This window comes from Lactobacillus kalixensis DSM 16043, from assembly GCF_001434335.1.
GTDB lineage: Bacteria > Bacillota > Bacilli > Lactobacillales > Lactobacillaceae > Lactobacillus > Lactobacillus kalixensis.
In genome coordinates this window covers 14,261-38,737 of record NZ_AZFM01000015.1, presented here as the reverse complement: position 1 = coordinate 38,737, position 24,477 = coordinate 14,261, and the positions used below count along the sequence as shown (strand labels likewise).

At 36.4% G+C, this 24,477-nt stretch carries 21 protein-coding genes and 1 pseudogene; 18 read left to right on the top strand and 4 right to left on the bottom strand.

Annotated features, from left to right (window positions below; all coding sequences use genetic code 11):
* Positions 1-86 precede the first annotated feature (86 nt).
* The 5 genes from FC46_RS05625 (at position 87) to FC46_RS05605 (ending at position 4,724) form a co-directional block, all read left to right on the top strand.
* Positions 87-1,169, top strand: a complete 1,083-nt coding sequence (locus FC46_RS05625) for a D-alanine--D-alanine ligase family protein (RefSeq protein ID WP_057798700.1) — start codon at positions 87-89, stop codon at positions 1,167-1,169.
* Positions 1,170-1,194: 25 nt separating this feature from the next.
* Complete coding sequence (locus FC46_RS05620) at positions 1,195-1,944, top strand: MerR family transcriptional regulator (RefSeq protein ID WP_057798698.1); 750 nt, start codon at positions 1,195-1,197, stop codon at positions 1,942-1,944.
* 77 nt (positions 1,945-2,021) lie between these two features.
* The gene (locus tag FC46_RS05615) at positions 2,022-3,152 is read left to right on the top strand and encodes a YibE/F family protein (protein WP_057798696.1); all 1,131 of its coding nucleotides are present in this window, start codon (positions 2,022-2,024) and stop codon (positions 3,150-3,152) included.
* Positions 3,152-3,907, top strand: a complete 756-nt coding sequence (locus FC46_RS05610; RefSeq protein WP_057798694.1) for a YibE/F family protein — start codon at positions 3,152-3,154, stop codon at positions 3,905-3,907. Before FC46_RS05615 ends, FC46_RS05610 begins: the two co-directional genes overlap by 1 nt.
* Position 3,908: 1 nt before the next feature.
* Positions 3,909-4,724 carry an alpha/beta hydrolase gene (locus FC46_RS05605; protein ID WP_057798692.1) on the top strand — a complete coding sequence of 272 codons (816 nt, stop codon included), beginning with the start codon at positions 3,909-3,911 and terminating at the stop codon, positions 4,722-4,724.
* Positions 4,725-4,789: 65 nt separating this feature from the next.
* On the opposite strand, the gene FC46_RS05600 is transcribed toward FC46_RS05605, so the two are convergent.
* A complete protein-coding gene (locus FC46_RS05600) occupies positions 4,790-7,801 on the bottom strand; it encodes a TIM-barrel domain-containing protein (RefSeq protein ID WP_057798690.1) in 3,012 nt (1,003 codons plus the stop codon).
* Between the two features lie 161 nt (positions 7,802-7,962).
* Between FC46_RS05600 and nagA the strand changes: the two genes are divergently transcribed.
* Complete coding sequence (gene nagA / locus FC46_RS05595; RefSeq protein WP_057798687.1) at positions 7,963-9,117, top strand: N-acetylglucosamine-6-phosphate deacetylase; 1,155 nt, start codon at positions 7,963-7,965, stop codon at positions 9,115-9,117.
* 121 nt (positions 9,118-9,238) lie between these two features.
* A complete protein-coding gene (locus FC46_RS05590; protein WP_057798685.1) occupies positions 9,239-10,636 on the top strand; it encodes an ATP-binding protein in 1,398 nt (465 codons plus the stop codon).
* 43 nt (positions 10,637-10,679) lie between these two features.
* On the opposite strand, the gene FC46_RS05585 is transcribed toward FC46_RS05590, so the two are convergent.
* Entirely contained in the window at positions 10,680-11,156 is a 477-nt protein-coding gene (locus tag FC46_RS05585) for a nucleoside 2-deoxyribosyltransferase (RefSeq protein WP_057798683.1), read from the bottom strand.
* A 121-nt stretch (positions 11,157-11,277) separates the two neighbouring features.
* Between FC46_RS05585 and FC46_RS05580 the strand changes: the two genes are divergently transcribed.
* A complete protein-coding gene (locus FC46_RS05580) occupies positions 11,278-11,760 on the top strand; it encodes a PTS sugar transporter subunit IIA (RefSeq protein ID WP_057798681.1) in 483 nt (160 codons plus the stop codon).
* 417 nt (positions 11,761-12,177) lie between these two features.
* Here the strand turns inward: FC46_RS05580 and FC46_RS05575 are convergent, their stop codons facing one another.
* The gene (locus tag FC46_RS05575) at positions 12,178-12,981 is read right to left on the bottom strand and encodes a tyrosine-protein phosphatase (protein WP_057798679.1); all 804 of its coding nucleotides are present in this window, start codon (positions 12,979-12,981) and stop codon (positions 12,178-12,180) included.
* A gap of 146 nt (positions 12,982-13,127) precedes the next feature.
* Between FC46_RS05575 and FC46_RS05570 the strand changes: the two genes are divergently transcribed.
* From FC46_RS05570 to phnE (FC46_RS05545), 6 genes and pseudogenes are all read left to right on the top strand, one after another.
* On the top strand, positions 13,128-13,619 hold the full coding sequence (locus tag FC46_RS05570; RefSeq protein WP_157046785.1) for a universal stress protein: 492 nt from the start codon (positions 13,128-13,130) through the stop codon (positions 13,617-13,619).
* A 351-nt stretch (positions 13,620-13,970) separates the two neighbouring features.
* Positions 13,971-14,900, top strand: a complete 930-nt coding sequence (locus FC46_RS05565; protein ID WP_057798676.1) for a phosphate/phosphite/phosphonate ABC transporter substrate-binding protein — start codon at positions 13,971-13,973, stop codon at positions 14,898-14,900.
* A 20-nt stretch (positions 14,901-14,920) separates the two neighbouring features.
* Positions 14,921-15,850: a phosphate/phosphite/phosphonate ABC transporter substrate-binding protein gene (locus FC46_RS05560; RefSeq protein WP_057798674.1), complete on the top strand. Its 930-nt coding sequence runs from the start codon at positions 14,921-14,923 to the stop codon at positions 15,848-15,850.
* A 28-nt stretch (positions 15,851-15,878) separates the two neighbouring features.
* Positions 15,879-16,653, top strand: a pseudogene (gene phnC / locus FC46_RS05555) (phosphonate ABC transporter ATP-binding protein).
* A gap of 1 nt (position 16,654) precedes the next feature.
* Complete coding sequence (gene phnE, locus FC46_RS05550; protein WP_057798672.1) at positions 16,655-17,455, top strand: phosphonate ABC transporter, permease protein PhnE; 801 nt, start codon at positions 16,655-16,657, stop codon at positions 17,453-17,455.
* Positions 17,455-18,267 carry a phosphonate ABC transporter, permease protein PhnE gene (gene phnE, locus FC46_RS05545; RefSeq protein WP_057798670.1) on the top strand — a complete coding sequence of 271 codons (813 nt, stop codon included), beginning with the start codon at positions 17,455-17,457 and terminating at the stop codon, positions 18,265-18,267. Before phnE (FC46_RS05550) ends, phnE (FC46_RS05545) begins: the two co-directional genes overlap by 1 nt.
* A gap of 54 nt (positions 18,268-18,321) precedes the next feature.
* Here the strand turns inward: phnE (FC46_RS05545) and FC46_RS05540 are convergent, their stop codons facing one another.
* Positions 18,322-18,900, bottom strand: coding sequence for a DNA-3-methyladenine glycosylase I (locus tag FC46_RS05540; protein WP_057798668.1), 579 nt, complete (start codon positions 18,898-18,900; stop codon positions 18,322-18,324).
* 171 nt (positions 18,901-19,071) lie between these two features.
* Between FC46_RS05540 and FC46_RS05535 the strand changes: the two genes are divergently transcribed.
* From FC46_RS05535 to FC46_RS05520, 4 genes are all read left to right on the top strand, one after another.
* Positions 19,072-19,557: a hypothetical protein gene (locus FC46_RS05535; RefSeq protein WP_057798666.1), complete on the top strand. Its 486-nt coding sequence runs from the start codon at positions 19,072-19,074 to the stop codon at positions 19,555-19,557.
* Positions 19,558-19,575: 18 nt separating this feature from the next.
* Positions 19,576-20,973, top strand: coding sequence for a metallophosphoesterase family protein (locus FC46_RS05530; RefSeq protein WP_057798664.1), 1,398 nt, complete (start codon positions 19,576-19,578; stop codon positions 20,971-20,973).
* Positions 20,974-21,103: 130 nt separating this feature from the next.
* The gene (asnB, locus tag FC46_RS05525; protein ID WP_057798662.1) at positions 21,104-23,053 is read left to right on the top strand and encodes an asparagine synthase (glutamine-hydrolyzing); all 1,950 of its coding nucleotides are present in this window, start codon (positions 21,104-21,106) and stop codon (positions 23,051-23,053) included.
* A 20-nt stretch (positions 23,054-23,073) separates the two neighbouring features.
* Positions 23,074-24,381: a carboxylate--amine ligase gene (locus FC46_RS05520; protein ID WP_057798660.1), complete on the top strand. Its 1,308-nt coding sequence runs from the start codon at positions 23,074-23,076 to the stop codon at positions 24,379-24,381.
* The last annotated feature ends 96 nt before the right edge of the window (positions 24,382-24,477 follow it).

Sequence of the window (24,477 nt, the reverse complement as noted above, 5' to 3'; positions counted from 1 at the left end):
AGAAAAATGTTTTAGGAATTTACGTTTTTTTTAAAATAATTGCGTATAATTAAAGTTTGGTAACAATTATTAAGAGGTAAAAATAAATGGTTAAAAAAATACAAGTCGGTTTGATTTTTGGTGGAAATTCTTCTGAATATGAAGTTTCTATCGTTTCAGGTCACAACATTTACAACGCAATTGATAAAGAGAAGTTTGATGTACACCCAATTTGGGTTACTAACGATGGCTACTTTGCTAATGAAGAAGAATCTTTTAAAGTTTTGAAAGATCCTAAATATCAAGTTAAGAACCCTCATAAGGTAACTAATATTTCTAATTTGATTGAATTGGCTAACTTGCCAGAAATTGATATTTTCTTCCCAATCGTTCATGGTAACTTGGGTGAAGACGGTGGGCTTCAAGGTTTATTCAGAATTCTTGATAAGCCATTTGTTGGTGATGATATTCTCTCAGCAGCTGTTACTATGGACAAGGAATTCACTAAGATCTTGGCTCAACGCGTAGGTGTTCCTGTTTCTGACTGGATTGCAATTAAGCGTACTGATTACGATGATAAGAATAGTGATAAATTAAATTACGACAAAGTTGCTGAAAAATTAGGTCATGACATGTTTGTTAAGCCTTCAAACCAAGGCTCTTCAGTTGGTGTAAACCACGTTACTAACGCTGAAGAATACAAGAAGGCTTTAGACGAAGCGTTCAAATATGACGACAAAGTTTTAGTTGAAGAAACAGTTCCAGGTACTGAAGTGGAAACTGCAGTATTAGGTAATGACAAGCCACTTGTTGCTGGTGTTGGTCAAATTACTAATCAGGCAGGTTCATTCTACACTTACGAAAATAAATATGCTGATAATTCAACTTCTGAATTACAAATTCCAGCTGATTTGCCAGCTGATATTGTTGAAACTGTTCGTTCAAATGCATTAAAGGTTTACCAAGTAACTGAATGTTCAGGTTTAGCTAGAATTGACTCAATGCTTACCCCAGATGGCAAAGTTGTTTTAACAGAAGTCAATGCTTTGCCTGGTTTTACCAATATCAGTATGTATCCAAAGCTCTTTGAAGAAGCTGGGATCCCTTATACTGAATTGATTACTAAGTTAATCGAAGCTGGTCAAGCACGATATGATCATAAGAAAAATTTGCTTCACAAGCACGATTAATTAGTAGCTGAGGAGTAGGAGTAAAATGACTAGTAACAAGCACAATTTTGAAGAATTAGATGCACCAGCAGCAGCTTCTAAAAAACTGGGAATTAGTGTTGCTACATTAAGAAAATATTCGCTAATTGTTGAAAAAGTTACCGGCAATAGCAATTATTTTGAAAGAACAAAACAAAAGGCGCGCTTATATACCAAAAAAGATATCGAAGATTTAGATGCTTTTTATAATTTAGCCAAAAATAGTGGCTTAACCTTGCAAGAAGCTGCTCGTCAAATTTATGCAGTTGATCAAGCTAAAGAAAAAGTGGAAGAAAAAGAAACTGAAAAAAATGATCAACTCGTTGATACCGCCCAAATGGTTAAATTATTGGGTGCCTTACAGCAGACGATTGCTCACCAAAATAATGCAATTTTAGAGTTACAAAAGCAATTGGATCGGATTGAAAAGCAAAATAAGGATTTAATTGAACAACAAAAACAATTATCTGCACCAAAGAATGATACAGAGATTGAAGTTGATCCAAAGATTGCAGCTATGCCGGATATCTCTGGAATTGTTTCAGTAAATGAGCCTAAGACTCAGACGCGTGAGGAAAAGCGTAAAGAAATTGAAGCAGATGCTCATAAGTCTAAGACCGAGGTTCATTCTGAAATTCTTCAAAAAGCAAAAGAAAATGCTGAAAAGCGTGCTATTGAAAATAGTCATCGTACTCTTGCTGATATGCAATTGCCAAAAGAGAAGAAGCACTGGTGGCAAAGGTTTCTAAATTATTAAGATTATGAAAACGACTTTCTCAAAAGTCGTTTTTTGTTTTAAATTAGAAGCATAACGTAATTAATTTAGGGAGAAGCATGAAATTGAAAAAACGATATTGGATCGCTTTGATTATTCTAACTTTGGGCCTAGCTTTAACAGCTGGAGTGTATTTTCTAACTGGAGTTTATCAAAAAGACGATGTGGCAGTGATTACCGATACCCATATTAAGGATCGGCTAGTCGAAAAAAATAAAGATGTCTATGCTAATGAGGATGAAACAAGAGAGCAGACTATTCACCTTAAGGTTTTATCAGGAAAATATCGTGGACAGACTTTCACTGAGAAGAATGTTTATTATCCTTCACAATTAGTAACGCAAAAATATCGCGCAGGGCAACGGATTTTCGTCAGTATCAAAAAAGGCAATGTTGCTCTAGGCAATCCTAAGCGTGATTGGGTATTAGTATTGGTCTTAACCATTACCCTTGCATTGATGGTCGCAATATCAGGACGGCATGCTTTAGCGTTAACTGTTTCAATGGCACTTAGCTGGGTAATCTTTTACGGCGTGATTTTGTTAGATGTAAAGTTAAACGGAACATACATCATCTTACTTTTTGGCTTAGCAGATGTAGTCTTTTCATTCTTTAGTTTGCTGATCGTGCAAGGTTTTAACAAAAAAATGTTAGCAACGTGGCTAGCTACACTACTCGGAGTATTTGTTTCATTTGCCTTATGTTATTTGATCATGAAGCTTACTGGTGAAACAGAAATGAAGTATGAGACAGGTGACTACGCAACTCAAGATCCACGGGGGATATTTTTAGCACAGACTTTACTTGGTGTGCTTGGTGCGGTCATGGATGAGGCTACTGATATTATTTCTAGTTTGTATGAAGTTGTTCAAGTCAAAAAAGACATTACTGCTGCTCAATTAATTAAGAGTGGTCGAACAATGGGTCAGGAAATTATGGGGCCATTAATCAATGTTTTGGTTTTGATTTTTATTGCGGAAGAATTGCCAATGACTATTCTTTATTTGCGTGATAACAATTCATTAGGTTCTGCCTTTGGCTTTACTCTGTCGCTTGGTGCAACTCAAAGCGTGATCTCAGCAATTAGTATTGTGTTGACAGTTATCTTCGCAACGGGTTGCAGTTTGTTTTTCTTGAAAAATAAACCAACACTAGCGGACTTGAAATTCTGGAAGAGGGGTGAAGAATAATGAGTACCTTGATGGTCTTAATTATTGTTTTGGCAGTTTTGATGACCTTAGTTGGTGGAGAAACTGGGATTCGCAGCTTTTTCAGTGTTTTAATAAACACATTACTTTTGATTTTGGTGGCAATGCTGATATCATGGGGATTGAGCATTCCGATTATTACATTAATTTTTATTCCGCTTAAATTAGTTACAATTATTTTCTTAGGGACACATGATTATACTGTTGCTAAAAATTCTTTCTATGCGGCTTTTGTTGTGTGTTTAATTATCAGTGTATTAATCATTGGCTGTCAGTGGCTGGCTCAAGCAGCAGGGCTTGGTCCAAAAGCTGGAGAAGTATTAGTAGGATTGTCACAAATGCCGGGCTTGAGCTATCCTATGATTGCGGTGACAGTTGCTATATTTTCAACTTTAGGGGCAATTGCAGAGGCCGCAGTAGCGATGAGTTCGGGCTTGCTTGAACTTAAGAAGCATCATCCTGATATTTCACGTAAAGAGTTAGAAGTGAGCGGGACAGCTATTGGTAATGATGTTTTGGGCACGGCAATGAACACGATTTTATTTGGGATGTTTGGTAGTTTTTTATCGCTATTTTTATGGTATTTCCGTTTAGGCTATACTTTTGGAGAAGTTGTTAATGAGAAGCTATTTGTTAATGAAGCTTTGATAATTCTTTATTCATTAATTGGTGTTTTATTAACAGTACCACTTTCAACATTTTTATTAGCTCGCGGAATGAGCAAAGAAGAGGCTTAATATGAAAACAGAGAATCTAACCCTCACCAATTTTAATGATAGACAATTTAAGATACATACTTATATCTTGAATGATAACCCAAATACTATTTTGCAAAAAAGGCCGTTGATAATTGTAGTGCCAGGTGGAAGTTTTGATCATTTATCTTTACGCGAGGGTGAGCCAGTAGCCTTAAGTTACTGTGCACACGGTTTTAATAGTGTGGTAATGGAATACAATCTAATTCAAGATGAAGGAGCTATTTATCCAGATGCTGGATTAGACGTGTTAAGCACAATCAAATATTTTAGAAATCATGCAGAAGAATATAATATTGATCCAAGTAAGATTGTGACAATTGGTTTTTCAGCTGGTGGTCACGTTGTGAGTGTTGCCAACAATATGGCAGTTAGTGAAAAGTATCAAACTAAATATCATTTTGAGAAAGAAAATGTTATTTCAAATGCCACAATTTTAGGTTATCCACTTATCAATATCGAAAAAATTGGTTTTCCAATTCCTAAAGCAGCCGAAAATGATATTCCTCAAGAGCTAGATTTGAAAGATAGTGCACTTGGTGTTACACGTGAAACGCCCGCAACATTTATTTTCCAGGCATGGGATGATCCAGTGGTTTTGATTTCCAATTCACTTGAGTATATTCAAGCTTTATATGATAATCAAGTTAATTGTGAAGTTCACCTTTTTGAAAAAGGTGGGCATGGCTTTTCAATTGCGCGCCCTGAAGTTGTAGAAAAAGGACGCGAATGGCAAAATAATCCGCATGCTGCACGTTGGTTTAAACTGAGTCTTGAATGGTTAAAACAAAATATCTAGAAAAAAGAAGTTATTCAATTCGTTAAATCGAAGAGAATAACTTCTTTTAGTTTGTTTTCATTTAATTAATCTTTTTCTCTAAAGAACATTACTTCACGAGCAGCAACGATTGGACCTGTTGCCTTGTAAACTGTTAAACGAATTGCTTTAGCAGAAATATTACGCAAACCGATAACCTTATTCTTGCTATCGCTCTTCCAATTAATGCGGTCACCATATGGCTTGAAGCTGATGCCGTCAGTTGAAATCTCAAGACTAACTTCAAGTGGGTTAGCGTCGCGATCAATGCTGCGAGGGACAAAGACCATTCGACTTAAGTCTTCAACTTGATTGAAGTTGAAAGTTAAGGTCAATGGGTTATCCTCTGTTAAAGCATTTTGAGTTTGCCATTCAGAAGCGAGCTTCAAGTCCGTTAAGTAGGACAATGGGTGCTCAGGATTTGCTTTATAGTTAGAATCAACATTAATATCATGAACAGCATAATCAATTGCTGCTTTTTTGGTAATTGCTCCAAATGGATCTGACCACTCAGAAACTTTATTACCGGCAACGTAGCGCATACGCATAATGTAGCGAGTATTAGGTTCTAATTCGTGGAAGGTGAAGTTGCCCCCGCTAATACCGTCATACAAAATACCATTAATTTCGAATTGAACGCTATCGGTAGATTCTGGCCATGAAACACTCAATGAGTGAGCAGTAATCTTGTCAGGATCAACAATTGGCAATTTTGGTGAACATAAAACAGAGTCAGTGATCGAGTGAACCAAAGTTTGACTACCGTAATTGAAGTTTTGAATAATAACTTCAATTTTGCTGTCTGTAATATCGCGACTGGCCAATTTGATTTGTAAAGCATTTTGTTTAGCTTCGCGATATTGATCAAATTCAGGTAACCAACTGTAGTTAGTGTTGTAGTAGAGACCTTCTTTAATATGAGCGAAAGCATCAATTGTTCCAGACTCTGGTAAGTTGACAATTTGATCGTTAATTTTGACAGTCACACGGTCAGGGTAGGTATCACATACAATGTTGATAGTTGTAGTGCTATTTGTTTCCATACCAGTGTAATCGCCCTTAACGGGATCAATTGTAACGGTCAACTTACTTGAATCGAGCTCGCTTGTCACAGTTGTTTCGGTATGATTATGAGCAAAATCAGTAAAACCATTATCATCATAGAAGGTTACTTGACTCTTAGCTTGTGGATATAAGACATAGTTGCGTTTACCAAGATCAAAAATCGCACCGCCGCGAACAAAGACTGGTAAGTGCCAGATTGGGTAGGACATTCTGTTATAAACGCGGCCACCCAAGTACTTTTCACCAGTGAAAAGGTCGATCCACATTGTTCGATGATTTGGTAAATATAAGTTATCCTTACATGAATTGCCATTATTGTCTTCACGACCGCTAGTAATTGGCGCTATTAACAAATTAGAACCAAGCATGAATTCATGACCAACTTGTTCAGTGTAATTAATTTGCTCATGAGGAAATTCCATGAAAAGAGGTTGCATTATACTGCCACCGCTTCGAGTTTGGTAGATCAAAGTGTAAAGATAATTTTTTAAATGACTACGCAGTGCAAGATATGCTCGATTAATGCGAGTCATTTTGTTATTGAAAGCAAACGGTGTCTTGTCATAGAGACCTTGATCGTTAATGCTAAATAATAATGGGGTGAAAGTTTTCCATTCAAAATCACGAATGGCAATTTGAGCATTGCCCCCGCCAATTTTACCATCAATACCACTACCAACTAGTGGTTCACCTGATAAGCTTGCTCCTAAAAATCCGGCTACCTGTGTTCCGATATTTTCCCAATTACCGCCAGTATCACCGAAGAATAAAGCGGCTTTTGATTGTGAACCAGTTTGGCCATTACTACTCAGGACAAGTGGACGCTTACGATTTAAATTAGCCTTTAAATTACGATTGTCCTGATCTAAGACGTTACTTCGAGAATTATCAGTTGCAATGAGTGAAGTGTTCTTAGGTAAAGCAGAACTAGCATCGTTGGTCCAAATTCCACTTTCAACACCCTGAGTATTGGCATAATCATTGAAAACGCTCATCGCATCTTGGTTAACATCTTTAATACCATAATTTGGCACGATCCAACCTAATGGGAAGTGCAGCTTGGTATAGCGATCAATCATTGCACGGGCAGAGAATTGATATTCTTCTTCACCATTTAATGAAGCCTTACCACTGGCATCTTCTGGATTAGTGGTTCTTGCATAATAAGTGCCATCTTCATATTGACTAGCGTTTCTAACAGAAGCTTGGCTTGGCTGCCACAGAGTAGTTAAGAAGTTGCCCATATACCCTAAATCTAGAGCATACTTTGGTAGCATCATTGGCTTACCAGTAAGCAAGTAATATTTACTCAAAATATCGCTTGGAGAATTGCCGATAATGTAGAAATTATCAAAAATTGGTGATTCATGCTTAATAATGGCAGCGTCTTTGTTCAACTTACCAAAATCATATTCTCCAAACTTCAAAGTGTTTCTGAGCTCTCCAAAACCAGCATTTGACCAGAAAAACGGCACTTGACTAAGTACACCGCCGTCACCAGTTAAGTTATCGCATTTAATTGAAATGTGCTTGCCTTTATGACTGAAAGAGCCGTTTTGTAAACCACCACCGAAGTAAAATTCATTCTTATTTTGCTTCAGAATTTCAATGGTTTGATCACTTCCAAGTTCAATTGGATTAGCTTGACTCATGCGCATCCGGTGAAGTCTTTCATCAAAAATGCTCATTAAAGCTGGTTTTTGTTGGAAGATTAGTTGATAATTTCCGGATCTGATAATAAGTGAGTCACTAGTTGCTCTTGGTTCAGATTTTTCAAAAAAGTGATTGTTAAATTTACTGAGATCAACTAATGGTGAGTTATTTTCGTTAAAATTCTTAGTAGGATCAATAAAGAAACGAAAAACACCATCAGCTAAAATATATAAGCGGGCAATTTCGCCTGTTGCATAATGCAATTCATAGTAATTATCACGCTTGTTTGCACCAGTGAGTTGCCCTAATTGGTGTCTGTTAATTTGCGTATCTTGTGTCATAGTTCTTCTTCCTAAATATTCTTTATTTTCTATTATAGCGGAAAAAGTTAAAGTTTTTTCGCTAATTGTTTCATAACTGGTAAAGACCAATTTTTCCGTGTAGAATAGAAGATATAAAATATTAAAAAAGTAGATTGATTAGGTTAAAAAAGGCGAAGATTATGACTTATTACATTCACGCAGATAAATTCTTTTTAGAAAATAAGACAGAAAACGGTGGCTATCTTGAAATTCAAGATGATGGCAAGTTTGGCTTCTTCTATCCAGAAAGTAAAAAACCAGAAGGTAAAATTGTTGATTATTCTGGTAAGTGGGTCGCACCAGGCTTAGTTGATACACACATTCATGGTTCTTTGAAAGAAGATGTGATGAAGAGTGATTGGAAGGGAATTAATAAGCTCTCTGAAGGTCTTCTTAGTGCAGGGGTAACTTCCTGGCTACCAACAACAATTACTGCAAGTAGTGATACTTTAACTAAGATCTGTAAGATGTTTGCAGAGCACAAGGGTGAAGAAACTGGTGCTAAGATTCAAGGTATTCACTTTGAAGGTCCATTCTTTACTGAAGAACACGCTGGTGCTGAAAATCCAAAGTATATGATGGATCCAGATATTAATGAATTTAATAAATGGCTTGAAGCATCAGATGGAATGCTTAAGAAGATTTCAATGGCACCAGAGCGTAAAGGTTCTAAAGAATTCATCCGTGAAGCTGTTAAAGAAGGAATCGTTATTTCTTTAGGTCACTCAAGTGCAACTTTTGAAGAAGCGGTTGAAGGTGTTGAAGCAGGAGCAACTATGTTTACACATACTTTCAACGGGATGCCTGATCCAAGTCATCATGCATCATCAATTTCAAATGCAGCAATGACTTTAAATAATATAACTGATGAATTAATCTGTGATGGTCACCACGTTCAACCATCAATGGCTAAGGCTTTGATTAATGCTGTTGGTCCAGAACATATTGCTTTGATTACGGACTGTATGGAAGCAGGAATGATGCCAGACGGAGATTATATGCTTGGTGAATTGCCTGTTTATGTAAAAGACGGCATGGCTCGTTTGAAAGATGGCGATAATCTAGCGGGTTCAATTTTGCAATTGAAAGACGGTGTGAAGAATGTCGTTGATTGGAACATTGTTACTGCTGAAAAGGCAGTGATGATGGCCAGTTACACCGCTGCTAAGAGTAGTCATATTTTGGACAAGTGTGGTTCAATTAAGCCAGATAAAGATGCGGACTTCTTAATCTTGAATCCAGACATGACACTTAGCGAAACATACTTGAACGGTGTGTCTAGATATAAAGCATAAATGAAAAAAGCTTGTATAAGCTTTTTTATTTCGCCTATGCAATTTACTAAAGTATAATTTAGTAAAGTATATTTTAGTAAATCGTATTTTACTAAATCGTAATTTAGTAAGTGCGAGAAAAATGTTTATTGGTAGAAAAAAAGAATTAGCAAAATTAGAATCTTTGTATGAAACAAACAAGTTTCAATTTGCAGTTATTTACGGTCGTAGAAGAATCGGGAAAACTGCTTTGATTAGAGAGTTCATTAAAGATAAACCTGCAATTTACTATGTAGGATTAGAAGAAAATATTCATGACAACCTGGTCCGTTTTTCAACGGCAATTGCTAACTTTGATCGTGATGATAATGTGACAAACTTTAACTATGGCAGTCTTGAAGCGTGCTTTCAAGAAATCAGCCGGATTGCTCGGCAAAGAAGAGTAGTGCTTGTAATTGATGAATATCCATATTTGGCTCAATCAGCACCTGTTGTTAGCTCAATGCTTCAGTCATATATTGATCAAGAATTTAAAGATACTAACTTATTTTTGATCCTTTGTGGTTCGTCAATGTCATTTATGGAAAATCAAGTTTTGGCATATAAAAGTCCACTTTACGGAAGAAGAACAGCCCAATTTAAATTGCTACTGTTTACTTTGCATGAAGCTGAAGAATATTTTCCAGCTATGAACAAAGAAGATGTTTTTGTCTTAAACACCATAACTGGTGGAGTTCCAATGTATCTTTCATATATGTCAGATCAAAGGACACTTTGGCAGAATATTCAGGACAATGTTTTAGAAATTAATTCACCACTATTTCAAGAAACAGATAATTTATTGAAACAGGAATTGCGCAATCTGGCTAACTATAATTCTGTGATTAATGCCATTGCAGATGGTGCTTCTAGATTAAACGATATTGCAACCAAGACGCATTTGGAGAGTTCGGCCGTTACAACATGTCTAAAAAATCTGATTGATTTAGGGATTATTGAGAAGAAAGTACCGGTAACTGAAGAGAGTAAATCTCGTTCTAAAAAGACGATCTATCGAATTAAAGATGGTTTGTTTAGGTTCTGGCATACTTTTGTCAGCAAATATATGAATATGATCTTACGTGGCAATAGTGAATTGGTTCTGGAAATAATTAAGAAGAATATCAATGATTTTATGGGACCAGAATTTGAAAAGTTATCGCAAGATTATATGTGGGATCACGTGATGGATCAGACAATGTTCCCTGAACCATTTATCTATTTGGATAATTGGTGGGGATCAGATAAGAGGACAAAGAAACAAGTTGAATTAGATATTGTAGGGATTACACCAGATAAAATTGTTGGGTACTTTGGTGAGTGCAAGTGGAAAAACGAGGTAATCTCGAAACAAATATTGGAAAAATTGATAAGAGAAAGTGAACTTTTCCCTTATGCAAGTAAGAAGTATTTTTTGTTTTCAAAGACCGGCTTTTCCGATTCATGTAAGGAATTAGCTCAGAGAATAGATTGCAAGTTGATTACTTTTAATGAAATGTAATAAAAATAAACCAAAAGCAGGCAAATTTTTGCCTGCTTTTTCTCTAATATACAGCGCCGTCGTAGAAGCCGAAACGTGGATTGTTGAAGTCGTAATCCTTCAATTCACTAATCTTAATAACATTGTCAGCTACGCCCCAACTCATTAAGTTAATTGGCTTACCATAATATTCATCTGGGATAACCAACAAGATGAACTTACCGCGTGACAAGGCATAACCAAGTTCCATACCAAGGCCAACATCTTCTTCGTCTGGAAGATAAACGCCAAGCATAACATCACTAGTCTTAATCCCAACTAAGTCGTTGTGGTAAGTAGCTGATGCCCATTCAATATCGTGAAGGTATTCAGGATGTTCATCAACGCGAATGCCCTTGTATTGATTTTGAAGGGGAACGTAACTGTTTTCCAAATCAACAGTAGGGTTTTCTTTCAAAGCATCCATTGCTTCTTTGTAAGCCTTGTTTTGCTTATCATTGAACCAGCCAGCACCGAAGTAAAGTGTCTTAGTTTTTGCCATTTTTATCTCCTCGTAATATTTAAACAATTATAATTCTCTTTCACTTTATCATGAATTTACTTGAAAAAAACGTCTTGATTATTTACAGTCAAGGATGTAAGTAATTGAGGAAGGTAATCTTATGAACAAGTCAGCAATCTTTAGTCGTGATGCGGTTTTTACTAGCTTTCAAAGTAATCAGGATCAACTGTTAAAAGAAATTTATGATAAATTACTAGATCTCGGTTATGTTAAAGGAGATTTTTTGGCTCATATTATTGAAAGAGAACACAATTTTCCAACTGGCCTTGATACATCAACTTTAGGTGAGAATTTGCCCAATATTGCTATTCCACATACAGAGGGAGAATTTGTTAATAAGCGCCTGATTGTTCCAGTGGCTTTAGAAAATCCGGTGGTTTTTCATAATATGATTAGGCCAGATGAGGAGCTTTCAGTTAAGTTCTTGTTCATGCTTTTAGAAACTAATCCAGATGGACAGGCCAAACTGCTCAGTCAAGTAATGAACTTCCTGGCAAAGACTCCAGAAGAAGACTTGCGCAATTTTTTGAATTTTAAAGATCCTGATAGTATCTATGAATATTTGCTTCAGAATTTTGAATAATCGAATGGAAGGAATCGGTTTAAACACGCTGATTTCTTTTTTTAAGTAATTGAATGAAAGCGCTTTAATTTTTTAGATAAGCTATGGTATATTATGGGTGTAAAGAAAATAAGTAATAAATATAAATCAAGCATACAAAAGAAAAGGTGAGTCCAATGACCTAGAAAAGTAAGTAGTTATATTTTTTAGAAAGTTTGTGATACCAATGGGCATCGTAAGTTAAGCAATTTATATTGTGATTCAATTAACAACAGACGATAATAATTTACATAAGTGGCCCGAAACTTGTTAAGTGGGCATAGAATAATAACCTAAGATATAATCGTCTAGATTTTTTTGGAAAGTTAATTTTCATATGAATAATTTTTATAACAAATGACCCTTCACCAAGAAAAGTGAAGGGTCATTTAATTTGCTCTAGTCCTCTAAATAAATATTACGTAACTTCATAATATCTGCACTTGATAGCTTCATAACATCACGTAAATAGTTATTAATACTACCGTATTTGTCATTAAGGACTTTGATTGCATGGTCAATATATTCAGCACGTACACTCTGAATGTCACGGATTGATTGTAAAACATTATCGTTACGGCCATTTTGGCGGGCATGTTCAACCATACTGTCAACGAAGTCTTTGGTTGTAATATTCGTTAAAAGATAGTCTTTTTTAATTGTACTAAATGGGACACCTAAAGCACTAAGAATAAGGATAGCACCGAAGCCAGTTCTATCTTTACCTGCTGTACAGTGGAAAATTACACTTTCACCATCAACATTGTTTTTTAGTAATACGTCAAAGAATTTGCGGTAAGCTTTTTGTGCAGAATCACTTTCGATCATATCTTCATAAGCAAATAACATGTGATCAAAGCCAAAATCTGCGTCCGCACTTGCTTGCTTATTTAAATCGTTCAAGCTCTTAGATGAGTTGGTTAAGTCTTCACTAAAAACTGGATCAAAAATATATTCCACACCATCTGGAACGCGGTCAGGCTGATTTTGAACTTCTTCTTTACTTCTGAAGTCAACGTCGTATTTTACACCGTAATCTGTTAAAAACTGCTTATCAAAAGGCGATAGGTCTGCTAAATTACCAGTTCTAAGCAATTTATGCATTTTGATTGTTTTACCGGAATTAGTCTTGTATCCTCCAAGTTCGCGAAAATTGCGTCCGCTAGTAACACCAATTAATTGATTAGTTAAATTTTTAGTCAAAAAATTCTCTCCCTTCTGTCATTTTTGCTATGCACATTATTCTAACAACAAAAACGCTAGCAAACAATTATTAAAGAAGTAACAGCTTACAAAATTATGCTAAAATAAACTTATAATACTAAAAATAAAAGAATAGTTCCTAGGAGATGAGAATTTTGGCTAAAGAAAAAGAAAGTATTTTGGTACCAGTTGATGGTTCAGAAACTGCTGAAAGAGCTTTTGACAAGGCTGTAAAAATTGCGATGACTGATCATGCACATGTTGATGTATTAAACGTAATTGATACGCGTCAATTTATGGGCGAAATGCAAGATACCCTTATTTCTGGCGATACAATTTACCAAATGACGCAAGATGCTGAAGAATATTTGAAGAGCTTGAAGAAATGGGCGCACGATAATTTCGATTTCGATGATATTGATTACCATATTCGTTACGGCAGTCCTAAGAGAATTATTTCTTACGACTTCATCAAGGATCATGAGAATACTTTGATCGTGATGGGCGCTACTGGTTTGAATGCAGTCGAAAGAATGTTAATGGGTTCAGTTACTGAATACGTTAACCAACACGCTTTGGCAGATGTTTTGATCGTTAGAACCGATATTAACAATAATCCGCTTAAGCCAAAAGCTTAAAATATAGAAGTATGAAAAATGATGGATTGTTACAAATCCATTATTTTTTTGACTTTTTTTCAGATTTACTTGATCAAATCCGAATGTTTCTGGTATCATTTTTACGAACAAACGTGAGAGACTTGTAAGAGGGGGAATGAATTGTGCAAGTGCAGGATTACACAGCTTCAGATGTTATTTTTCCTGTAGGTGCCGTATTCCCTTTTTTAGGGGCTGTTAATTTCGTTCGTTTTTTAATCGAGAGCAAGAAGAAATAGACTTAATACGATCGTCTTTTTTGGTGACCTGTGTTAAGTCTTTTTATTTTGTTCGGTGCGTTGTTAATGTTTCATCGTTCATAGGGAGGACGACATGTCTAAATTTAAAAAAGTTTTGGTAGCTGTAGTTGCTATGCTCGTAGCTGTAGTTGCAACTGCTTGTTCAAGCAATAATTCTTCAAGCAAGAATGGTTATACACCAAAGACTTTAACCATTCAATTTGTACCAAGTCAAGCTGCAACTAAATTGGAAGCTCGTGCTAAGCCACTTGAAAAGATGCTTTCAAAGCGTTTGGGTATTCCAGTTAAAGTTTCAATGTCAACTGACTACAACACTGTTGTTGAAGCAATGAAGTCAAAGAAAGTTGATGTTGGTTTCTTACCACCAGATGGTTACGTTTTAGCTCACAAACAAGGTGCTGCTAACCTTCTTTTACAAGCTGAACGTTATGGCGTTAAGCAACCAAATGGTCAAGCTACTAAGAATTTAGTTAAGAGCTACCGAGCAGAAATCTTGGTTAAAAAAGGCTCAAAGATCAAGTCATGGAAAGATTTGAAAGGTAAGAGCATTTCCGTTCAAAATCCAACTTCATCAGCTGGTTACGTATTCCCAGTTGCAGAATTAAAGGAAAAGGGCTTGGACGTTGTTAAGGATTGTAAGCTTGTTACTGTAACAGGTCACGATCAAGCTGTTTTAAACGTTTTAAACGGTGATACTGATGCAGCTTTTGTTTTTGAAGATGCACGTAACATTGTTAAAGCAGATAACCCTAATATTATGAAGCAAGTTGTTCCAATTTACTTTACTAAGCCTATTCCAAATGACACTATCACTGTTCGTCCAGATATGAATAAGTCATTTGAAAAGAAGCTTGCTAAGGCCTTCATCGCTGTTGGTAAATCTAAAGAAGGTAAGAAAGTTATCGAAAGTGTATACAGCCACGAAGGTTACGACTACGCTAAAGATAGTGACTTCAACGTTATCCGTAAGTATGACAAGATTGTTGAAAGTGCTAAGAAGTAATTTGGGAGTTTAATTCAAAAATGAAAAAATTTAAAAAGGCCTTAGTTGCTGCAGCGGCATTACTTGCTGCTGTTTCATTAGCTGCTTGTTCTTCTAATAAAAAGTCAAGTTCAGCTAAAGAATACACCCCTAAGTCTTTGCAAGTGCAATTTGTGCCAAGTCAAAATGCAACGACTTTAGAAGCGCGTGCAAAGCCTCTTGAAAAGATGCTTTCAAAGCGATTAGGTATTCCAGTTCATGTAACTACATCAACTAGTTTCAATGCTCCAATTGAAGCTATGTCATCTAAGAAAATTGATGTGGCCTTTTTACCACCAGATGGTTATGTTTTAGCTCATAAGCGCGGTGTTGCTGATGTGCTTTTGCAAGCTGAACGCTATGGCATTAAACAACCAAATGGTCGACAAACAAATAAGTTGGTTAGATCATACCGAGCAGAAATCTTGGTTAAGAAGGGCTCAAAGATCAAATCTTGGAAAGATTTAAAGGGTAAGAGTATTTCAATTCAAGATCCAACTTCAAGCTCCGGCTACTTATTCCCAGTTGCAGAATTAAAGGAAAAGGGCTTAGACGTAACTAAAGATTCTAAGTTAGTTACTGTAACTGGTCATGATCAAGCTGTCTTAAATGTTTTAAACGGCGACACTGATGCAGCCTTCGTCTTTGAAGATGCAAGAAACGCTGTAATTAAAGATAAGCCAAATATTATGAAAGAAGTTGTTCCAATCTACTTCACTCGCTCTATTCCCAATGACACTATCTCTGTAAGAAGTGATATGTCTAAGGCTTTCAGAAATAAATTGGCTAAGGCCTTTATTGAAATCGGTAAGTCTAAGAAGGGCCGTAAGGTAATTGAACAAGTTTATACCCATGAAGGTTATGTCCGTGCTAAGGACTCAGACTTCAATGTGGTTCGTCATTACCAAAAACTTGTTAATGACAAAAAATAATTTATAGAATAGGGAGTTAATAGTTATAATGGCAGATTCCATAAAGCCAATGATCAAATTAAAAGACGTTACCAAAGTTTATGATAACGGGACTGTCGGTTTGAAGGATATCAATTTAACCATCAATAAAGGTGAATTCGTCGTTATTGTAGGTTTATCTGGTGCCGGTAAGTCAACATTATTGCGCTCAATCAACCGTCTTCATGATATTTCTGAAGGTGATATTTCAATTGATGGTCAATCAATTACTAAAGCTAAAGGAAAGAATTTACGCCTGATTCGCCGTAATATCGGAATGATTTTCCAGAATTTCAACTTAGTTAAGCGTTCAAGCGTTTTACGTAACGTTTTAACTGGTCGAGTTGCTTATTATCCAACTTGGAAGACTACATTCAATATGTTTTCTAAAGAAGATAAACAAAAGGCATATGAAGCTTTGCAACAAGTTGACTTGGCAGATAAGGTATATGCACGTGCAGAAATTATCTGGTGGTCAACAACAACGTGTCGCAATTGCACGTGTGTTAACTCAAGATCCTAAGATTATCTTAGCTGATGAACCAACTGCATCTTTGGATCCTCAAACATCACTTAAGGTTATGAATGACTTGAAAATGCTTAATGAAAAGTATGGCATGACCGTTGTTGCCAACTTGCACAGTGTTGAATTAGCACGTCAATTTGGTAAGCGCGTAATCGGTATTCGAGCAGGTCAAGTTGTTTATGACGGCAAGATGAGTGAAACCTCTGAATCAGTCTTTACCGATATTTATAACGGTGGAGACGGAAACAAGGAGGAGTAGTATGAGTAATCGAGATCAAGATTTAATGGAATTACCTAAGAAGAAATTTCATATCATGAATCTGGTCTGGGCTATTATTATGATTGCTGGTTTGTTCATTTCAATCAATGTCACTAATACTCATATCAGTGTCTTGTTTGAAAACTTCAGTCAATTTGCGGATATTTTCATCCAAATGGCTCACCCAGATTGGAGCTACTTTAGTGCAGTTGTTCCTTTAGTTTTAGAAACTATTAAGATGGCAGTTTTAGGTACTGTTATCGGTTCTGTTGTAGCTTTTATCTATTCACTACTTATTGCCCGCAATATTGTTAAGAACAAAGTAGTTACTGGTGTTCTTCGTTTCATTATGAACATCATTAGAACAATTCCAGACTTGCTCTTAGGTGCTGTCTTCGTAGCGATTGTGGGTATTGGACCTGTAGCCGGTATTTTAGCTTTATCAGTTTTTACCTTTGGTGTTGTTGTTAAGTTGTTCTATGAAGCAATTGAAACAATTGATCCGGGTCCAATTGAAGCTTTAACAGCTGTAGGTGCTAATAAACTCCAAATTATTTGGTTTGCAGTTTTGCCACAAATTATGACTTACTTCATTTCATACTGCTTGTATGCATTTGAAATTAATGTCAGAGCTTCAACAGTTCTTGGTTATATTGGTGCCGGTGGTATTGGTCTTTACTTGCAACAAACTTTGCAGGTCTTCGACTACGCCAAGACTGGTACGATCATCATTGTTATTATCGTTGTCGTTGTCATCATTGACTATGTTTCATCTAAATCACGGGAGGCGTTGATGAGATAATGGATACTACATATAAGAAATTACCTTCAAAGCCTGTTGATCGAAAGAAACAAATCACGCACTGGGCACTTGCGATTGCTACAATTTTGATCATTATTTGGTCATGTACTGGTATTGACTTTGGTGGGATTAAAGCTACTGCAGGTCAGATTGCTGGAGCAATTATTAGTGGGATTTTCCACCCAGATTGGTCATATGTTTATAACGGAACTGGTGAAGATTTAATCTCACAATTATGGGAAACTATTTGTATTGCTTTCTTAGGTACATTTATTTCTGCAATTATTTCATTGCCATTTGCCTTCTGGGCAGCAAATACACGTCATAAGAAATGGTACAATTCAAGAATTGGTAAGATTGTTTTGGCAATTATCCGTTCATTTCCAGAAATTGTTTTAGCATTGATGTTCATTAAGGCAGTTGGACCTGGTTCTGCAGCTGGTGTTTTGGCTTTAGGTTTCCATTCAGTGGGGATGCTTGCTAAGCTGTTCTCAGAAGCAATTGAAAACTTGGAAGATGGTCCAAATGAAGCTGTTACTTCAGTTGGTGGCTCTAAGTTCAATATTGTTATGTTTTCAACGATGCCTAACTTGATGCCAGCTTTGATTTCTAATACACTTTACCGTTTCGATGTTTCAATTCGTTCAGCATCCATCCTTGGTTTGGTTGGTGCCGGTGGTATTGGTTACCCATTGATCATTGCACTTCAATATCGTCAATGGAATCGTGTTGGTATCATCTTGCTTGGAATCATTATCATGGTGGTTATGATTGACTGGATTTCAGGTATGATCCGTAAGAAGTTAGTATAACTATAAGACTATTAATTCCTAAAAAAGGAGGCTGGTTTTCCAGTCTCCTTTTATTTAGCCCTCATACTTAAATGGACAACATTCAATATGATCATTGATCAAGCCGATACTTTGTAAGTAAGAATAGATGACAATTGGTCCTACGAAGAAAAAGCCGTCAGCTTTCATCTGCAATGATAATTTCGTTGAAAGATCACTGGAATAGGGCACATCTTCGTAAATCTCAGGATCATGCACAATTTGCACTGGAATAATGTTTTGCAAATACTTGGCGAAGCTGCCGTATTTTGCAGAAACAATTATAACGGATTTAGCATTTTTCACTGCCGCTTCAATCTTGCGGCGATTACGGATGATGGAGCTGTCATTGCACATGTCATTAATTTCCTTATCAGTTAGTGCTGCGACTTTTACTGGATCGAAATCCTTAAAAGCTTTGCGGAAATTTTCACGTTTATGCAAAATCACGCGCCAGTTAAGGCCTGATTGAAACAGCTGCAAAACCAGCATTTCATACAAATAATTGTCATCGAGCTTTAACTTGCCCCATTCATGATCGTGAAATTCTTGAATAATTTCGTCACGAGTTTGTCCCCATGGGCAACGTAAGTTAGCGATATTTGTTTGATTCATTTCAAAAACTCCTTTAAGAAAAATAAGTAGGTAAAAACCCCTCTATAATTAAATTCGCAAAAAAGGGTGATTTTTTTCTAAAAAAGTTTAAAAAATACAAATTTAAGCAAGAGTACTGAGAATCTCTGGCTATTTTTGTTATAATATAGGGTGAATTTTAGGAGGGCAAGTATGGAAAAGCTAGATACCATGATGCTCGCTGATGATTTGGCCTTATCACAAGACAAAATCTTAAGCGGCGAACAAAACTTTGATGCAGAAGCTGTTTACAAGGTTATTGATAGTTTGGGCGTTCTTAATAATCCAATTAAGGATTACTTAGACATGACAGAAGAACAATACTATCAAGCAGAAAGTGACCACAAGCTCACTTTACTTAACCTGTCAGATAAATTGGTTGATTTGCACGACCGTATCTTGACTAACCACGTTGATGGTTATGTTGATAAAGATGAAATTAATTTGACTTACAACCACGAAGATCCATATGAAGATGATCTTTATAATGCAGAAGTTGACTACCACGTCTTAACTTACAGTCTTAAAGTTATTGGCGCAGTTCAAGCGATTGCTGCTAAGGACTTGCAAGAAGTATTATCTAAGGACGCTGTCTTGTCATTGGGACTTGCTGCTTATAGTTTGTCAAAAAACGTATAAGAGTTTTTGAGGCGAAGTATGGGGATTTTTAAATTTGGCAAAGGATTGATTGATAAGGCTGCTGGAATGCGTAAGCAATCCGCAGTTCGTAAAAATGGCATAGAATTTGATCCGATGCAAAGATATACAACAATCGGTGAATATAATGTGGGTGCTGATGATGAAACACCTGGTAAGAAAAATTATGTTTTAACAGTATACCGCGATGATAAAGGTAATTTACGCCAGGCACTTAGTCCAGAAAGCACACAAAAATTAGCTCCAGAATATGTTCGTAAGTTTAACGAAGATTTGGGGAGATATCTCGCTTTTAAAAATGAAAAAACTGGCCGCCGCTACCAAGTGGAAGAATATTTAGATAGTTACCTTAAATTTGTCAAAAATCACATTAGAGATGGCAAAGATTCCGTTAATATCAGTGTTATTACTGATACACACTTTAAGGATAAAAACAGTATCGACTTCTACGGGTGGAATGGGTTGACTCATGTTCGCGAGTTTTCATATCTCGATCAATCAGGAATTGTTGATTTGAAGGCACACTTAGGTGACTGGATCGATGGCTCAGATGCTGGATTAGTTAGTGAAGGTGAACTAATTAAATTGCGTGATGCATTTAAGTCCGACAGAGTGCCTTACTTAACAATTAAGGGTAACCATGATGAAAACGATAAGTTCGATGAGCATCATGATCTGAGAGCATCTTTTCCAGAAAACGAATTTGAAAATATTATGTGGCCAGAAATGTACCGCCAAGCCAAGATTAATTATGTTTCTAAACAGCATGGTGTTTCATACTTTGATATTGACCGTGTTCGTGTGATTTCTGTTAATACATCAGATGTGCCGTATGTGTTAAACAATAAAGAACAAAAGAAGTATGATGAAAAGATTACTTTAGCAGTTCGTGAAGATCAAATCGAAGAAATCATCGAAATTTTGTCACATTCTTCAGGCAAGCGGATTATCTTTATGAGCCATGCTAATCCGATTAATCGCAAAGGCTCAAATGCTTTGAAGTACAATGGCCGCTCACTTCACGAATTATTGGTTGCTTTTAACCAAAAGGAAAAGGGGCGGATGCATACTAGCTTGGATGTGCCACCGGAATTTCGCTTATCTAACGATTTTGATTTTACTAATATTGAAGATGCGAGAATCGTTGCTTACTTCTGTGGTCACCGTCATCGTGAAGATCAATATCGTATTAATGGCATTCAATACATCTTGTTCAATTGTTCAGCACTAATGGGACAAAATCATTCTTTGACGACAAAATATAATAAGAATTGGAATCGCAAGATTGATACGCCAACTGAATATGCTGGTTATATTGTTAACGTTGATATTAAGCGCAATCGTTTACAAGTTTTCGGCTACGGTGCTGCAAGTAAACGTAAAATCTTTTTCATTTAGTTAAGAATCGATCAGCTATTTGGCTATTGCAAGTCTATAGCTTATAATAGAAAAGTTCATATAAAATACGGATGAACTTATTAGAAAACGAAATTAAAACAATCGAGATTATAAAGTAAGGGAAGTTATTATGTGTGGAATTGTTGCCTTTTATGATCCAAAAATAAATGACAAACAAGCTGTCATCGGTAAGATGATGGCAACTATTAAACACCGTGGCCCAAGTTCTGATGGTTATTACACTAATGATCAAGTTGCACTTGGTTTTAGAAGACTTTCAATCATTGACCTTCGTGGTGGTAGTCAACCAATTTACAATGAAGATAAAACTAGAGCAATTATCTTCAACGGTGAAATTTATAACTTTAAACCATTAAGAAAAGAATTAATTGAAGCAGGACATACTTTTACCACTAAAGCTGATACTGAAGTGCTTCTTCACGGGTATGAAGAATGGGGTATGGATGGTCTTCTTAAGCGAGTTCGCGGGATGTTCGCCTTCTTAATCTGGGATGACAATAACAAGACTCTTTATGGTGCGCGTGACTTCTTCGGAATCAAGCCAATGTACTACAGCAATCAAGATGGTCATCTGTTAGTTGGCTCAGAATTGAAGAGTTTCTTAGAATATCCAAGCTTCAAGCGTGAATTAAACGTTGAAGCAGTTAAGCCATATTTAATGAACCAATATAACGATCTTGAGGAGACTTTCTTTAAGGGAGTTTATCGCTTCAAGCCAGGTCACTGGTTCGAATACAAGGATGGTGAAATGAAAACTCACCAATACTGGGACGCTGAATACAAAGAAAATAACTTAAGCTTCGAAGAAACTGTTCAAAAGATCAACGAAGACTTAAAAGAAACTGTTGATTTGTACAGAAACGCTGATGTGCCAGTTGGTGCTTTCTTATCAGAAGGTGTGGACTCAAGTTTTTTAACTTCATTACTTGATCCAGATGATGTTTTCTCAATTTCCTTTGACGATTCAACTTATGATGAAGCTTCAAAGGCTAAGGCATTATCAGATATCAATGGCTGGCACTTCTTCAGTGACAAGGTTGATGCTGATGAAGCAATGAGAGACTTCGCAGAAATGCAATACCACATGGATGAACCTGATGCTAATCCATCAATTATTCCATTATGGTACTTATGTAAATTAGCTCGTAAGCACGTTACTGTTGCTTTGTCTGGTGAAGGTGCAGATGAATTATTTGCCGGCTACGTTAACTATGGAATGCATACGCATAACGATGTTATCAAAGTCTTTACGTCTGAACTTAAGAAGTTACCTAAGAATAAACGCATTAAGCTTGCTCATAAGATCAAGAAGATGCCTAACTTCCCAGGTAAGGTTCACATGTACACTAACTTAGCTGAACCAAGTGAATTCTATGTTGGTCAATCAGTAATCTACGATATGGATTACCCAACTATCTTTACTTCACAAGATGCTAACGCAGTCCTTCAACCAACTTATCGTAACAAGTTAACTGTTAACGGAATTTACCAAAAGGACTTCAAGAAGGTTAAGGACATTGATGAAGTTAAGCAAATGCAATATATTGATTTGCATCACTTTATGCTTAACGATATTGAACAAAAAGCTGATAAGATATCAATGGCCCACTCACTTGAATTACGTGTGCCATATCTTGATAAGAAAATTGCGGAATTAGCTAATTCAATTCCAACCAAGTACTTGGTTAATTGCCATGATACTAAGTATGCACTTCGTAAAGCTTCAGAAAAGGTCTTACCTGAAGAATGGGCTAAGCGTCCTAAGTTAGGCTTCCCAACTCCAATTAAACAATGGCTCCAAGAACCACGCTTCTACAAGCAAGTTCGTGAACTATTTGAAGCTGATTTTGTAAATGATATCTTTGATCAAGAAAAGATTTTGAAGTTATTAGATGATAACTTCAACGGTGATGGCTCACACCGTCGTCAAATCTGGGCAATTTATACTTTCCTTGTTTGGTACAAGTTATTCTTTGTTGATTATAGTGGCACTGTTAAGAAGTACCAGCACGTACAGCCGGAAGTTGCTAGTTTGATTGAACAAGGCAAGTTAGTTTAGTTAGGAAGTTTTGGGTTAAAATGACTAAAAAATTTACGCCAATTTTATTGGGTAGTGATATTAATGTTTATGGGATGGCTCGTTCATTTAATGAAGCCTACGGAATTAAAGTTAAAGCGTTAGCTGATGTTCAATTAGCAGCTACACGCTATTCTAAGATCGTAGATGTGCACTTGCACCACGGCTTTAGCGCTGATCCAACTTTTATGGATGTAATGCACAAGGAAATGGAGATCTACAAGGATCATGAAGAACCAGTTATTTTAATTGCTTGTGGGGATGGCTATGCTGAACTTCTTGCCAAGCACAAGGAAGAATTGAGCAAGGTCTTTGTTGTTCCTTATATCGATTATGACTTGCTTGAAGTTTTGATTTCAAAGGAAGGCTTCTATAAGACTGCTGAAAAGTACGGCTTACCTTATCCTAAGACCAAGATCATCACTATGGATGATTACAAGGCAGAAAACTACTTGACAATTCCATTTGATTACCCAGTAGAACTTAAGCCAGAAGATCCTGTTTCATGGCTTAACTGCCAATTTGAAGGCCATAAAAAGACTTTTACTATTCACGATGAAGCTGAACTTGCTGATATTGTGGGTAAAATTTACACTCACGGTTATACTGAAGACTTGATCTTGCAAGACTTTATCCCAGGGGATGATTCCAACATGAGAACTTTGAATGCTTATGTTGATAAGAATCACCAAGTTAAGCTGATGTGCTTGGGGCACCCACTTTTGGAAGATCCAACTCCACAATCAATTGGTAACTACATGACGATCTTGCCAGAATATGATGAAAAGTTATACGAACAAGTTCAAACTTTCCTTGAAAACTTGAACTACACTGGTATGGCTAACTTCGACATTAAATACGATGTGCGTGATGGTCAATACAAGTTCTTCGAAATCAACTTGCGTCAAGGCCGCTCAAGCTTCTACGTAACTTTAAACGGTTATAACTTAGCTAAGTGGTACATTGATGACTACGTTGAAGACAATTTGAAGGATAAAGAAACTGTTTATGGTAACAAGCTCAAATCTAAGCATATTTTGTGGCTTGGTGTCCCAGTTAAGATCTTCAAGGAATATGCTTACGACAATGAGTCAAAACGTGTCGCTGAAGAGCTTATTCATGAAGGGCGCTATGGTACAACTGTCTTTTACGATAAGGACCGTAACTTTAAGCGCTGGCTTTTGATGAAGTACATGTTCCATAACTACGTTGGCCGCTACAAGCAATTCTACCAAGTTAACAAGGGTCAATACTTCGAAGAAGAAGCAAAGAAGCTTGGTGAAAAGGCAGCAAGCGACAACGATAAATAATTACTAAAAACACTGGACTTTGGTCCAGTATTTTTTTGCAAAAAAATTGAAATTTTTTCTGAGCGTTAACAAGTGTACGTCGCTCTAACTTCTTGC